The following is a 14,046-nucleotide window of genomic DNA, read 5'->3' on the forward strand; positions in this document are numbered from 1 at the left end:
TTACAACTCCGGATAGATCGGGTGGGCCTTGCACAGCTCGGCGACTTCGCCGCGCACGCGTTCTTCCACCTGTGCGTCGCCCTCTGCGCCATTATGCGCTAGACCGTCGACCACTTCCGCTATCAATCGACCGATGGTTGAAAATTCCTGTTCACCGAAGCCGCGCGTGGTGCCCGCAGGCGTGCCGAGGCGGATGCCGCTGGTGACGAAGGGGCTGCGCTTGTCAAACGGGATGCCGTTCTTGTTACAGGTCAGCCAGGCGCGATCGAGGCCCTTCTCGGCGTCCTTGCCGGTGACTTCCTTGGCGGAAAGATCGACCAGCATCGAGTGATTGTCGGTCCCGCCAGACACGACGCGCAAACCATGTTCTTCGAGGCTTGCGGCCAGCGCGCGGGCATTGGCGACGACCGCGTCGGCATAAGCCTTGAAACTCGGCTGCAGCGCTTCGCCAAAAGCCACGGCCTTGGCCGCGACGACATGCATCAGCGGGCCGCCCTGCATGCCGGGGAACACCGCCATGTTGAGCGGCTTGGAAAGCTCTTCGTCGTTCCACAGGATTACGCCAGAGCGCGGACCGCGCAGGCTCTTGTGGGTGGTGGTCGTGACGACATGGGCGTGCGGCACGGGCGAGGGGTGGGCACCGCCCGCAACCAGCCCTGCGATATGGCTCATATCGACCATCAGATAGGCCCCGACCTCGTTCGCGATCTTGCGGAAGGCGGCCCAGTCCCACACCCGCGAATAAGCGGTGCCGCCGGCGATGATGATCTTCGGCTTGTGCTCGAGCGCGGTCGCGCGAACCGCGTCCATGTCGATCAGCTCGTCATCCTCGCGCACGCCGTAAGCAACCGGGTTGAACCACTTGCCGCTCATGTTCACGGGGGATCCGTGGGTGAGGTGACCACCCGAATTGAGATCGAGCCCCATGAAGGTGTCGCCCGGCTGCAGCAGCGCGAGGAACACCGCCTGGTTCATCTGGCTGCCGCTATTGGGCTGGACGTTGGCGAAGTTGCAGCCGAACAGTTCCTTCGCGCGCTCGATCGCGAGCGTCTCGACTTCGTCGGCGTAATCGCAGCCGCCGTAATAGCGCTTGCCGGGATAGCCCTCGGCATATTTGTTGGTGAACACGCTGCCGGTCGCTTCGAGCGTGGCGAGGCTGGTGATGTTCTCGCTCGCGATCAGTTCGATCTTGTCTTGCTGGCGCTTGAGCTCCTTGCGAATCGCGTCATGGACCGCCGGATCGGCGCTTTCGAGATGCTCGGTGAAGAAACCGGTGGGGGCGGTGGAGGTCCGTTCGACGTTCATTGGGGATCCGCTAGCTTGTCGACGCGGCGCTGGTGACGACCGCCTTCGAATTCGGTGGTGAGGAATGCGGTGACGCAAGCCTTGGCCATGTCGAGCCCGGTCAGCCGGGCGCCGATCGCGAGGCAATTCGCATCGTTGTGCTGGCGCGCGAGGCTGGCCGAGAGCGGCTCGGACACGAGCGCGCAACGGACCTGCGGGTTGCGGTTGACCGACATCGAGATACCGATGCCCGAGCCGCACAGGGCGATCCCGCGCTCGGCCGTGCCGTCGGCGATGACGCTGGCGAGCTTGTAGCCGAAATCGGGATAATCGACGCTGTCGTGACTGTCCGGCCCGAGGTCGGCCACTTCGTGACCTTCCTCGATCAGCCACTCGCGCAGGGCCGCCTTCATCTCGATGGCGGCATGATCGGAAGCAATGGCAATACGCATGGCGCCCCTATAGGTCGTGCGTCGCCGCCTTTCTACCCACTCGACGTGCCTCATGCCCAGACTTGCGCTGCAACGGATCGCGGCCGCACAGGTGATCATCGCCATTATCGGCCAGCCCGAACAGATGGCGGTATGGCGCGCAACATTCTTGTTTGCGGGCGCCTAGAGCCTTGCCGCGATACTGTTTTGGGTCGCAGGTCAGCGCTGACAATTACTTTACCGCTATTGACTCCCCCTGCCTCGCGCATTGAAAGGGCGCAGGGGAGGGATGGTTAATGGCGAATAAGGGATGGTGGCTGCTGACGGCGATCGCCGTGGCGGTGGGGTTCGCGATCCTCGCGACGACGCCCCCGCGGCCCGACAAGGCCCCGATCGATCCGCAAGGGCCGTCGGCGAGCGAGGCCTTCGTCCATGTCGAACGGATCGCCAGCGAGCCGCACGTCACCGGCAGCGCCGCCAATGCCACGGTCCGCGCCTATCTGGTCGATCAGCTCGAGGGGATGGGGCTGGACGTCAAGACGGTCGAAGGCAAGCTCGACGAACAAGCCCAAAGCAAGCTCGACTATTGGCAGGGTAGCGTATCGACGGAACCCGCCACCTTCACCAATGTGATCGGCGTGTTGCCGGGGCGCGATCCGTCGCTTCCGGCCGTGGCGCTGATAGCGCATTACGACAGCGTCTGGGGGTCGCCCGGCGCAGCCGACGATGCCACCGGGGTCGCCGCGATCCTGGAAACCGTGCGCGCCATCGCTGCGCGCGGGCAGACCGAGCGCGATATCGTGGTGGTGCTGACCGATGCCGAGGAACTCGGGCTGCAAGGCGCAAGGGCATTCTATGCCGCCGACCCGCTGGCCGATCGCGTCGGCGCGATCGTCAACCTCGAAGCCCGCGGCGGCGGCGGCATTGCCAGCATGTTTCAGACCTCGCCCGACAATGCGGCGGCCGCGCGCGTATATGCGGGCGCAGTGCCGCGTCCCGCGACGTCCTCGCTATCGGCCTATATTTATTCGGTACTGCCCAACGATACGGATCTGACCCCCGCTCTCGAACGCGGCGGCTACACGGCTTACAACATCGCCTTCATCGGCCGGTCGGGTTTCTATCACTCGCCGCTCGCCACGCCCGAAAATCTCGATCGCGGTTCGCTGCGGCAGATGCTCGATCATACCCACGCTCTCGCACTTGCCCTGGCGAATGCGGACACGTTGCCGAAGGCCGATGGCGATGCTGTTTTCTTCGATCTGTTCGGCATGTTCGTCGTCGTCTTCGCGCCATGGATCGGATGGCTCATGCTGTTAATCGCGGCGGCAGGTTTGGCCACGGGCTTCATTCGCCGCCATCAGGAATCGGGAAGCCTTTTGAGCGGTGTTGCGCGCATGATCGGATTTCTGGTTTTCGGCGGGTTGCTATTGCTCGGGCTCAACATTCTTTCGGGAGCGGGGGAAGGCGCAGGCTACTACGATCGCTTGGCGGCAATTCCGAAACTGACCGCGATGGCAGCCTTGGGGCTGAGCGCCATGGCGGCACTCGTGCTCGGTCGCAGTCAGCTCGGTGCGTCGACACGGATCGGTGCAACGCTCGTCTTGCTGGCACTGGGCGTGGGCGCGCAGGCCTATGCGCCGACTGCGGCTTACGTCATTGTAATCCCGGTGATGCTCGCGAGCCTTGGCGAGGGAATACGCGGATGTTTCGGCAGGCAGGCGCACATGGCTGTCGCCGCAATCTTTGTCGCGCTGGTGACCGGCTACATGCTCTATCTCGGCTTTTTCATGATGCAGGGCGTCGGGCCGTTCATGCCGTATGTCGTCGCGCTGCCGGCCGCGCTCGGCATCCTGGGCTGGATGCCGCTGTGGCCCGGACTGCCAAGCAAACGCACGATCGCCCCGATCCTGCTGGTCGGGGCGATCGGTATGTCGCTGTGGGTAAGGTTCGATCCGGTCGCCGAAACGGTGGCGACCTACTCTCCGCTCAAGCCGGGCTGAATCTAAAAGCTCTCGCTTACTGATCCAGGAACGAGCGCATCTTGCGGCTGCGGCTCGGGTGCTTGAGCTTGCGCAGCGCCTTGGCCTCGATCTGGCGGATACGTTCGCGGGTCACCGAGAATTGCTGGCCGACTTCTTCCAGCGTGTGATCGGTGTTCATCCCGATGCCGAAGCGCATGCGCAGCACGCGTTCTTCGCGCGGCGTCAGGCTGGCGAGCACGCGGGTGACGGTTTCCTTGAGGTTTGCCTGGATCGCGGCATCCACCGGGATGATCGCGTTCTTGTCCTCGATGAAATCGCCCAGATGCGAATCTTCCTCGTCGCCGATCGGCGTTTCGAGAGAGATCGGTTCCTTGGCGATCTTCATCACCTTGCGAACCTTTTCGAGTGGCATCGACAGGCGCGCGGCCATTTCTTCCGGGGTCGGCTCGCGGCCTTCCTCGTGCAGGAACTGGCGGCTGGTGCGTACCAGCTTGTTGATCGTCTCGATCATGTGGACCGGGATACGGATCGTGCGCGCCTGGTCGGCGATCGAGCGGGTGATCGCCTGCCGGATCCACCACGTCGCATAGGTGCTGAACTTGTAGCCGCGGCGATACTCGAACTTGTCGACCGCCTTCATCAGGCCGATGTTCCCTTCCTGGATGAGGTCCAGGAATTGCAGGCCGCGATTGGTGTATTTCTTGGCGATGGAAATCACCAAGCGAAGGTTCGCCTCGACCATTTCCTTCTTGGCGATGCGCGCCTCGCGCTCGCCCTTCTGCACCATGTTGACGATGCGGCGGAATTCGGGGAGCGCCATGCCGGTGTTCGCCGCGATATCGGCGATCTCGGAGCGGATGCGCTCGACATTGGACTCTTCCTTCTCGGCGAAGGCGGCCCATTTCTTGTCCTTCTTCGACATCTCGGCGAGCCAGGCTTCGTCGAGCTCGTTGCCTTCATAGGCGTTGATGAAGTCGATCCGCTTGATCTTGTGGCGTTCGGCCAGACGCAGGATCTGGCCGCCCAGCGCCATCAGGCGGCGGTTGAAAGCGTAGAGATTGTCGACCAGGAATTCGATCTTGGTCGCGTGGAACTGAACGGCCTCAACCTCGGCGGTCAGCTGTTCGCGCAGATCTTCGTATTTCTTTTCCTTGGCGGCGGAGAAATCGTCGCCGCGAGCCAGCGTGTCGACACGCTCGGCCTGGATCTTCTCGAATTTCTTGAACAGGTCGGTGATGCGGCCGAAACGCTCGAGCGCTTCGGGCTTCAGCGCGGCCTCCATCTGGGCGAGGGAGAGGGTGTTGTCCTCCTCTTCCTCTTCCTTCTTCTTGGACTCGCCGTCGCCGTCCTCGTCGTCACCGTCTTCGTCGTCGTCTTCCTCATCGTCGTCGACGATGGTCGGACCGGCCGAATCCTCGGTGATTTCGCCGTCGTCGTCATCGTCTTCGGCGTCGTCGTTCAGTTTGTCGGCGGGCGGCTCCTTGGAAAGCATCGCATCGAGATCGAGTATCTCGCGCAGCTGCATTTCCTCATCGTTGAGCGCTTGGCTCCACATGATGATGGCGTGGAAGGTGATCGGGCTTTCGCAAAGCCCGAGGATCATCATGTCGCGACCCGCTTCGATGCGCTTGGCGATGGCGATTTCGCCTTCGCGGCTGAGCAGCTCGACCGCGCCCATTTCGCGCAGGTACATCCGCACCGGATCGTCGGTACGCTCATTGGTCGCCTTCTTCTTCGGCGCCGGGACGTTCTGCTTGGTCTTGTCGTCCTCGTTGCCCGAGATTTCCGCGACCTGCTCCTGCTGGTGCTCTTTCTCGGCTTCGGCATCCTCGTCGCTCTCGACGATATTGACGCCCATTTCCGACAGCGCGGACATCACGTCCTCGATCTGCTCGGAGGTCATCTGGTCCTGCGGGAGAGCCTCGTTGAGCTCATCGTAGGTGATGTAACTCTTCTTCTTGGCCTTCGCGATGAGCTTCTTGATGGAAGCTTCGTTGAGATCGATCAGGGGCGCGTCGTCACCCGCGCTCTTGTCCTTGCTTTTGGTCGCCATAATCGCCTTGCAATCAAATTTCGTCGCCAGAATCGGCCTTGTCGGTGCCCCGTTTGTCGGGCTCCATTGCGCGAGCGGAGGATAACTGCCGCAAACGCTCTTCGAATTCCAGTTTTCTATTCAGTAAACGCTGCTGGTCGGCAAACGCTCCCTCGGGGTCGGTTTCGAACCGGGCGGCGGCATCGGCGAGGGCGACGTCGAGCGCCGGTCTTTCGACCAGCAGAGCAACGGCCTCAGCCAGATCGCGAACCGCATCTTCGGGGTCGGCATTGGCGGCCAGAAAGGACAGGGGCAGCCCCGCTTTTCGTTGTTGCGCGGGCGGCAAATTGTCCGGTGAATCCCATGTGGGCTTTTCGTCCGGCGTGTCAAGCGCTGCCCGCTCGAGAATCTTGGTTGCCGCAGCACGTTGTTCTTCGGTGGAGAAGTCCAGACCTGCGATCGCATCGGCATGGCGGGGGATTTCGCCGGGATAGCGTTCGAGGCCGACAAGCACCGCCGTGGCGAGCTTTTCACGCAGCCCTCCGGCAGACGCGGCGGAGAGGCGCGAGGCGTTCGAGGAGGAGGGGCGCGAGGCCGGTGCCGGCCTGTCCGACCACTGGCGACGCCCGCCGAATTCGCGCTTGGGAAAGGCGAAGGTGGAAAAGCGATCCATCAGCTCGCGCTTGTAGAGCGCGCGGATATCGGGATCGCCGATTGCGTCGACATGCTCCATCACCCGCGCCTTGAGGCCTGCCTTGTCTTCGGGTGTGCGCAGGGGCTGTGCCTGGCTCTCATGGCCCCACAACACATCGGTGAGCGGCCGGGCATCCTCGATCACCCTCAGCATCGCCTCGCGCCCGCGTTCCTTCAGCAGGTCGTCCGGGTCCTTGCCCGTGGGGAGCACCGCGATCGCCAGCGACTTGCCCGGCGCAAGCAAAGGGAGGGCGCGCGAAACGGCGCGCATCGCGGCGCGCTGGCCCGCGCCGTCGCCATCGAAACACAGGACTGGCACATCCACCACCCGCCACAGCAGGCCGAGCTGGGCTTCGGTCAGCGCGGTGCCGAGCGGGGCGACCACTTCCTCGATCCCCGCCGCCGCGCAGGCGATCGCATCCATGTAGCCTTCGACCACCAGCATCCGGCCCGATTTGCGTGCGAGCGGCCCCGAGCGGTCGAAATTGTAGAGATTGCGGCCCTTGTCGAACAGCGGCGTGTCGGGCGAATTGAGGTATTTGGGCGCGCCCTCGATATCCTTGAGGATGCGCCCGCCGAACGCGATCACCCGCCCGCGCGGATCGCGGATCGGCAGCATCAGCCGCCCGCGGAACCGGTCGTAGGGCTCCTTGCCCTCGACCTCGATCCTGAGGCCGCCTTCGACCAGCATGTCCTTGGGATAATCGGTCAGCGCCTTGCCCAGCGCGGTGCGGTCTTCGGGCGCATAGCCGAAGCCGAAGGCCCGGATCGTCTTCTCCGCGATCCCGCGCCGCTCCAGATAGGCGCGCGCTTCGGCGCCTTGCGGGCCGGACAGATTGTCGCTGAACCAGGTTTGCGCAGCTTCCATCAGGTCGCGCAGGCCCTTGGCTTCCTCCTGCCGCTTGGCCGCGCGCGGATCGGGCGCCGGAACATCCATCCCGGCCATCGCGGCGAGTTCCTTCACCGCGTCCATGAACGGCAGGCCCTGCTGGTCGGTCAGCCAGCGGATCGCGTCGCCATGCGCTTCGCAACCGAAGCAGTGGTAGAAACCCTTCTGGTCGTTGACGTAGAAGCTCGGCGTCTTCTCGTCGTGGAACGGGCAGCAGGCCTTGTACTCATGCCCCGCGCGCTGCAGCTTCACCGTCCGCCCGATGAGGGAGGACAGCGTGATCGCGTTGCGCAGTTGATCGAGCCATTGGGGTGAGAGCATGGTCCCACCCACTTAGCCATTCTGTGAACCGAGTCGAGCCGGGCCTGTTACCCGGCGCAGCCCTGCGCGGCGCTGTCGGACTTGCCGGGATAGGGGCCGTTGCCGCTGGCGAGCGTGCCGTCGACTTCGATCTCGTAGGCATCGGCCGGGCCGACCGGGGGGAGGGTGGACTGCCACCAGAAGGTAATCGGCTCGCGCGCCTGCCACTGGTCGCCGCCATCACCGGCCGACACGGTCCAGACGAGCGCGCCGTCATTGCAGGTGATCACCACATCGGCCTTGGTCCCGATCGCGGCTTCGACTTCGCCTTTGGAGAATCCGGCTTTGCCGGTGAAGCCGCGGGCAGGGCGGGTCATGCGGAACATGGTCGCGCGCTCGACGTCCGACGAGCTCACGCCTTCGCCCGCGCCGGTGGTCGGGTCCATGTCCTCGCCCGGATAGACGACGTGGACATAGGTGAAGACGGTGCCTTCGGGTGCCTCGCGCGGGTCGCACGGGTCCAGTCCGTCGGGGCACGAGACATAGGAGGTGATGTCGGCGAAATTGCCCGCCTGGTTGGAGAGGGTGGTTTTCACCTCGGTGCCCTGCGGCCCGTCGATCTTGGCCCCGAGCTCCAGGTCGGCGAAATCGTCCGCCGGAAGCGCCTCTTTCTCGGCCTCGGCTTCGGAGACGGTGTCGACATTGTCGAGATCGGTCTCGTCGGACCCTTCGACCGTATCGGGCCCGTCCGAACAGGCGGACAATGCCAGCGCAGCCACGGCGGCCAGCGGAAATGCGATGCGGATCATGCGATTACTCCCCAGATGTCGAACGGATGACGCACGACGTCTGTAGCCGGTTCCGGTTAACCAAAACTCGCTTTCACCAGCCCGCTGGCCTTGCCGAAATCCATCTGCCCGGCATGGCGCGCTTTCAGCTCGGCCATGACCTTGCCCATGTCCTTGATGCTTTCGGCACCGACATCGGCTTTCACCTGCGCGATCGCGGCGTTCATCTCGCCTTCGTCCATCTGCTTGGGCAGGAAATCCTCGATCACGTCGAGTTCGGCCTGTTCCTCGGCCGCCTTTTCCTCGCGCCCGCCATCGTTGAACATCTGGATCGATTCGCGGCGCTGCTTCGCCATCTTCATCAGGACTTCGGTGACGAGCACGTCGTCATCGGGCTGCTCGCTCGCGGTGCGCAGTTCGATGTCGCGGTCCTTCACCTTGGCCAGGATCATGCGGATCGCACCAAGGCGCGCCTTGTCCTTGTTCTTCATCGCTTCGATCTGGGCGGCTTTCAGGTTCTCGCGGATCATCGGGTCTCTCTTGTTCTGTGGAAATGTAACGGCAGATCGCCGGATGGAGGCGATATAGGCGTTGAAACGCATTTTGACAGCTTGACCCGAATCTGCCGCATCCCTAGCGGTGGCGACTTAGCGACATTGCTGTAACCCACTTGTACCGGAGAGCCCGATATGGCCCTATCCGCCTTTCGCCACGCGCGCCCACCAGCAGGGGCCACCGGCGTTCTCGTTTTGGCGGATGGCACCTGCATCTGGGGCAAGGGATTCGGCGCCCTTGGCGAGGCCGTGGGCGAGGTGTGCTTCAACACCGCGATGACCGGCTACCAGGAGGTGATGACCGATCCCTCCTACGCCAAGCAGATCGTCACCTTCACCTTTCCGCATATCGGCAATGTCGGCGCGAACGACGAGGATGTCGAAAGCAAGGTCGAGGCCGCGCTAGGCTGCGTCGTGCGCGAGGATATCACCGCGCCGAGCAATTTCCGCAGCGCCGAAGATTTCACCGGCTGGATGAAGCGCCACGGCAAGATCGGCCTCGCCGGGGTCGATACCCGCGCGCTCACGCGCCGCATCCGCCTGTCGGGCGCGCCCAATGCGGTGATCGCCCATTCGCCCAATGGCCAGTTCGATATCGAAGCGCTGACCAGGCGCGCCGCCGAATGGCCGGGCCTCGAAGGCATGGACCTCGCCAAGCGTGTGAGCCGCGAGAAGAGCGAGAACTGGGAAGGCGGACACTGGACCCTAGGCAAGGGCTATGGCCGCGCGCCGCACGATGCGAAGCCCCACGTGGTCGCTATCGATTATGGATCGAAGGACAACATCTTCCGCAATCTCGTGCGCGCCGGGGCGCGGGTGACGGTGCTGCCTGCCACCGCCACGGTGGAGCAGGTGATGGCGGAAGCGCCCGACGGCGTGTTTCTCTCCAACGGACCCGGCGATCCGGCAGCGACAGGCGAATATGCCGTCCCCGTGATCCGCAAACTGCTCGACAAGGACATGCCGATTTTCGGCATCTGCCTCGGCCACCAGATGCTCGCCATCGCGGCGGGCGCGAGCACCACCAAGATGCACCAGGGCCACCGCGGCGCGAACCACCCGGTCAAGCGCCTCGAGGATGGCGTGGTCGAGATCACCAGCATGAACCACGGCTTCGCGGTCGATAACGACACGCTGCCCGACAATGTACGCGAAACCCATGTCTCGCTGTTCGACGGCTCGAACTGCGGCATCTCGATCAGCGGCAAGAACGCCTTCGGCGTCCAGTACCACCCCGAAGCGAGCCCCGGCCCGCAGGACAGTTTCTACCTGTTCGAGAAATTCGTGGGGATGTTGGGGTGATGCGGCTGCTTATCCTGCTCTCACTTGCTTTCGCGCTTCTCGGCTGCGGCGGCGAGCCGAACCGTCAGAAATCGATCGTTCGTGAAGTGGCGAACGAGGATCAGTTGATAAACGCAATGGAAGCGCGGTGGGAGATCGAGATTTGGGATGGCGTAAGTATTACCGGGCCCCCGGAAACCAACGATATCTACATTCCTGAGGCGCGTAAGGTTTTGGACGAAATTGTACAGAAATGCGCGCTCGGCGAAACTTGGCTTTCCGACGGCACCGATGGGGTGATGACGCTCTATCTTGAGGATACTTCGCTTTCCGACGAGCAAATCGACTGCGTCAGATCGTATGAGCAACCCGGAATAATCCTCCGAGATAAAAAGGCGCCCTAATGCCCAAACGTACTGACATTTCCTCCATCCTCGTAATCGGCGCGGGGCCCATCATCATCGGGCAGGCGTGCGAGTTCGATTATTCGGGCACGCAGGCGATCAAAGCGCTGAAGGAGGAGGGCTATCGCGTCGTCCTCGTCAATTCGAACCCGGCGACGATCATGACCGATCCCGAATTCGCCGATGCGACCTATATCGAGCCGATCACGCCCGAAGTCGTCGCCAAGATCATCGAGAAGGAGCGCCCCGATGCGGTGCTGCCGACGATGGGCGGGCAGACCGCGCTCAATTGCGCGCTGGCACTGTTCAACGACGGCACGCTCGAGCGGCTCGGCGTGCAGATGATCGGCGCCGATGCCGATGCGATCGACAAGGCCGAGAACCGCCAGCGCTTCCGCGAGGCGATGGACAAGATCGGGCTCGAATCCGCGCGCTCGGGCGTCGCCAATTCGGTGGACGAAGCCTTTGCCGTGCTCGAACGCACTGGCCTGCCCGCGATCATCCGTCCCAGCTTCACGCTCGGCGGCACCGGCGGCGGGATCGCGTACAACAAGGCCGAATTCGAACGGATCGTACGTTCGGGCCTCGATGCCTCGCCCACCACCGAAGTGCTGATCGAGGAATCGCTGCTCGGGTGGAAGGAATACGAGATGGAGGTGGTCCGCGACCGGGCGGACAATTGCATCATTATCTGCTCGATCGAGAATGTCGATCCGATGGGCGTGCACACCGGCGATTCGATCACTGTCGCGCCCGCGCTGACGCTGACCGACAAGGAATACCAGATCATGCGCACCGCCTCGATCGAGGTGCTGCGCGAGATCGGGGTGGAGACGGGCGGATCGAACGTGCAGTTCGCGGTCAATCCGAAGGACGGCCGCCTGATCGTGATCGAGATGAACCCGCGCGTTTCGCGCAGTTCGGCGCTCGCGTCGAAAGCGACTGGCTTCCCGATCGCGCGCGTCGCGGCCAAGCTGGCGGTGGGCTACACGCTCGACGAGCTGACCAACGAGATCACCGGCGCGACGCCCGCGAGCTTCGAACCGACGATCGACTATGTCGTCACCAAGATTCCGCGCTTCGCGTTCGAGAAGTTCAAAGGCGCCAACAATCACCTCTCGACTGCGATGAAATCGGTCGGCGAAGTCATGGCGATCGGGCGCAATTTCAAGGAATCGATGCAGAAGGCGCTGCGCGGCCTCGAAACCGGGCTCGACGGGTTCAACCGCGTCGTCGCGCTTGAAGGGATCGCGCGCGAGCGGATCGTGGCCGAGCTGTCGCAGCGCACGCCCGACCGGCTGCTGAAAGTGGCGCAGGCCTTCCGCGAAGGGCTGAGCGTCGAGGATATCCAGGACGTTACCGGATACGATCCGTGGTTCCTGCGCCAGATCGAGGAGATCATCTACGAAGAGCGGATGATCGCCAATGACGGCCTGCCGCGCAGCGCCGAGGAATTGCGCCGGATCAAGGCGATGGGCTTCTCCGACCGGCGGCTTGCGACGCTCGCGGTGCGCTCGGTCGGCGTGGCGGGCGGCATGGGGGAAACGCAGGCGCGTTCCTCCGGCCTGCTCCACGACACGTTGCGCGCGATGGCGGGGGCGACGTCCGAAGAGGAAGTGCGCAAGCTGCGCGAGAAATTCGGCGTTTCGCCGGTGTTCAAGCGGATCGACAGCTGCGCCGCCGAGTTCGAGGCGATCACGCCCTATATGTATTCGACCTACGAGGCGCCCAGCTTCGGCGAGCCGGAAAACGAGGCGCAGGTTTCCGACCGGCGCAAGATCGTGATCCTGGGCGGCGGGCCCAACCGGATCGGGCAGGGCATCGAATTCGACTATTGCTGCGTCCACGCCTGCTTCGCGCTGAGCGATGCCGGGTTCGAGACGATCATGGTCAATTGCAATCCCGAGACGGTCTCGACCGATTACGATACCTCCGACCGGCTCTATTTCGAGCCGCTGACGGCCGAAGACGTGCTCGAAATCCTGCGTACCGAGCAGAAATCGGGCGAGCTGGTCGGCGTGATCGTCCAGTTCGGCGGGCAGACCCCGCTCAAGCTGGCGGCCGCGCTCGAGGCGGCGGGGATCCCGATCCTCGGCACCAGCCCCGATGCGATCGACCTTGCCGAAGATCGCGAGCGGTTCGCCAAGCTGGTCAACAAGCTGAAACTGAAGCAGCCGATGAACGGCATCGCGCGCAATCGCGACGAGGCCGCCGCCTGGGCCTCGCGGATCGGCTATCCGGTCCTGCTGCGCCCGTCCTACGTGCTGGGCGGGCGCGCGATGGAAGTGGTCGACAGCGAAGCCCAGCTCGACGATTACATCGCCACCGCGGTCAATGTGTCGGGCGACAGTCCGGTGCTGGTCGACCAGTATCTGCGCGATGCGATCGAATGCGATGTCGATGCGCTGTGCGATGGCGAACAGGTCGTGATTGCGGGCGTGATGCAGCATGTCGAAGAGGCGGGCGTGCATTCGGGCGACAGTGCCTGCACCCTGCCGCCGCATTCGCTGCCGACAGAGATCATCGAGGAGATGGAACGCCAGGCCGAAGCGCTCGCCATGGCGCTGGGCGTGGTCGGCCTGATGAACGTGCAGTTCGCGGTGAAGGATGGCGAGGTCTACCTGATCGAGGTGAACCCGCGTGCGTCCCGCACCGTGCCGTTCGTGGCGAAGGCGATCGGCCAGCCCATCGCCAAATACGCCGCGCGGATCATGGCGGGCGAAAAGCTTGCCGATCTGCCCAAGATCCGCCGCGCGATGGATTACATCGCGGTCAAGGAAGCGGTGTTCCCCTTCGCGCGCTTCCCCGGCACCGACCCGGTGCTGTCGCCCGAAATGAAATCGACCGGCGAGGTCATGGGCCTCGACCGCGATTTCGCGATGGCCTTCGCCAAGTCGCAGATGGGCGCAGGCGTCACGCTGCCGAAATCGGGCACGGCTTTCGTCTCTGTCAAGGATACCGACAAACAGGTGATCCTGCCGGGAGTGAAGAAGCTGCTCGATCTGGGCTTCGATGTGGTCGCGACCAGCGGCACCCATGCCTATCTCACCGAGGCCGGGCTGGACGTCACGCGGGTCAACAAGGTGGCCGAGGGCCGTCCGCATATCGTCGATGCGATCGTCGATGGCGAGATCGTGCTGATCCTCAACACCACCGAGGGTTGGCAAAGCCTGAAGGACTCGCAATCGATCCGCGCCGGGGCGCTCGATCTCAAGGTTCCGTACTACACCACCGCCTCGGCGGGGCTGGCCGCGGTCGAGGCGATCGAGGCGCTGGGTGCGCGAAAACTTGAAGTTCGCGCCTTGCAGGACTATTATAGCTCCCAAGAATAGACAGCGCTCTTCCGACATACCCCGCTTGAAAGCCGTTTCGATGTGTAATGCATCGGCCGGGCAAGCGGGTTTT

The 14,046-nt window shown here is 63.6% G+C and carries 10 protein-coding genes; 4 read left to right on the forward strand and 6 right to left on the reverse strand.

Features of this window, described 5'->3' with window-relative positions; genetic code table 11:
- Together glyA and rpiB are read right to left on the reverse strand one after the other, a co-directional pair.
- Complete coding sequence (gene glyA / locus GRI68_RS03595) at positions 1-1,305, reverse strand: serine hydroxymethyltransferase (protein WP_160615954.1); 1,305 nt, start codon at positions 1,303-1,305, stop codon at positions 1-3.
- The gene (gene rpiB / locus GRI68_RS03600; RefSeq protein WP_160615956.1) at positions 1,302-1,736 is read right to left on the reverse strand and encodes a ribose 5-phosphate isomerase B; all 435 of its coding nucleotides are present in this window, start codon (positions 1,734-1,736) and stop codon (positions 1,302-1,304) included. The genes glyA and rpiB overlap by 4 nt, the downstream gene beginning before the upstream one ends.
- 275 nt (positions 1,737-2,011) lie before the next feature.
- On the opposite strand from rpiB, the gene GRI68_RS03605 reads away from it, so the two are divergent.
- Positions 2,012-3,718, forward strand: a complete 1,707-nt coding sequence (locus GRI68_RS03605; RefSeq protein WP_160615958.1) for a M20/M25/M40 family metallo-hydrolase — start codon at positions 2,012-2,014, stop codon at positions 3,716-3,718.
- A gap of 16 nt (positions 3,719-3,734) precedes the next feature.
- On the opposite strand, the gene rpoD is transcribed toward GRI68_RS03605, so the two are convergent.
- Genes rpoD through GRI68_RS03625 form a run of 4 tightly spaced genes read right to left on the reverse strand, consistent with a single transcriptional unit; the run spans position 3,735 to position 8,932 of the window.
- Positions 3,735-5,753, reverse strand: coding sequence for an RNA polymerase sigma factor RpoD (rpoD, locus tag GRI68_RS03610; RefSeq protein WP_160615960.1), 2,019 nt, complete (start codon positions 5,751-5,753; stop codon positions 3,735-3,737).
- A gap of 13 nt (positions 5,754-5,766) precedes the next feature.
- On the reverse strand, positions 5,767-7,635 hold the full coding sequence (gene dnaG / locus GRI68_RS03615) for a DNA primase (RefSeq protein ID WP_160615962.1): 1,869 nt from the start codon (positions 7,633-7,635) through the stop codon (positions 5,767-5,769).
- Between the two features lie 47 nt (positions 7,636-7,682).
- Entirely contained in the window at positions 7,683-8,423 is a 741-nt protein-coding gene (locus GRI68_RS03620) for a hypothetical protein (protein WP_160615964.1), read from the reverse strand.
- Positions 8,424-8,479: 56 nt separating this feature from the next.
- Positions 8,480-8,932, reverse strand: coding sequence for a GatB/YqeY domain-containing protein (locus GRI68_RS03625; RefSeq protein WP_160615966.1), 453 nt, complete (start codon positions 8,930-8,932; stop codon positions 8,480-8,482).
- Between the two features lie 159 nt (positions 8,933-9,091).
- Between GRI68_RS03625 and carA the strand changes: the two genes are divergently transcribed.
- From carA to carB, 3 genes are read left to right on the forward strand one after another with little or no spacing between them, the layout of a single operon-like run.
- Positions 9,092-10,258 (forward strand): glutamine-hydrolyzing carbamoyl-phosphate synthase small subunit, encoded by a 1,167-nt coding sequence (carA, locus tag GRI68_RS03630; protein WP_160615968.1) that lies wholly within the window; start codon positions 9,092-9,094, stop codon positions 10,256-10,258.
- The gene (locus GRI68_RS03635) at positions 10,258-10,641 is read left to right on the forward strand and encodes a glycosyltransferase family 61 protein (protein WP_160615970.1); all 384 of its coding nucleotides are present in this window, start codon (positions 10,258-10,260) and stop codon (positions 10,639-10,641) included. Before carA ends, GRI68_RS03635 begins: the two co-directional genes overlap by 1 nt.
- Positions 10,641-13,973 carry a carbamoyl-phosphate synthase large subunit gene (gene carB, locus GRI68_RS03640; RefSeq protein ID WP_160615972.1) on the forward strand — a complete coding sequence of 1,111 codons (3,333 nt, stop codon included), beginning with the start codon at positions 10,641-10,643 and terminating at the stop codon, positions 13,971-13,973. Before GRI68_RS03635 ends, carB begins: the two co-directional genes overlap by 1 nt.
- Positions 13,974-14,046: the final 73 nt, after the last annotated feature.

Origin of the sequence: Alteriqipengyuania halimionae, from assembly GCF_009827575.1 — a bacterium.
Lineage (GTDB): Bacteria > Pseudomonadota > Alphaproteobacteria > Sphingomonadales > Sphingomonadaceae > Alteriqipengyuania_A > Alteriqipengyuania_A halimionae.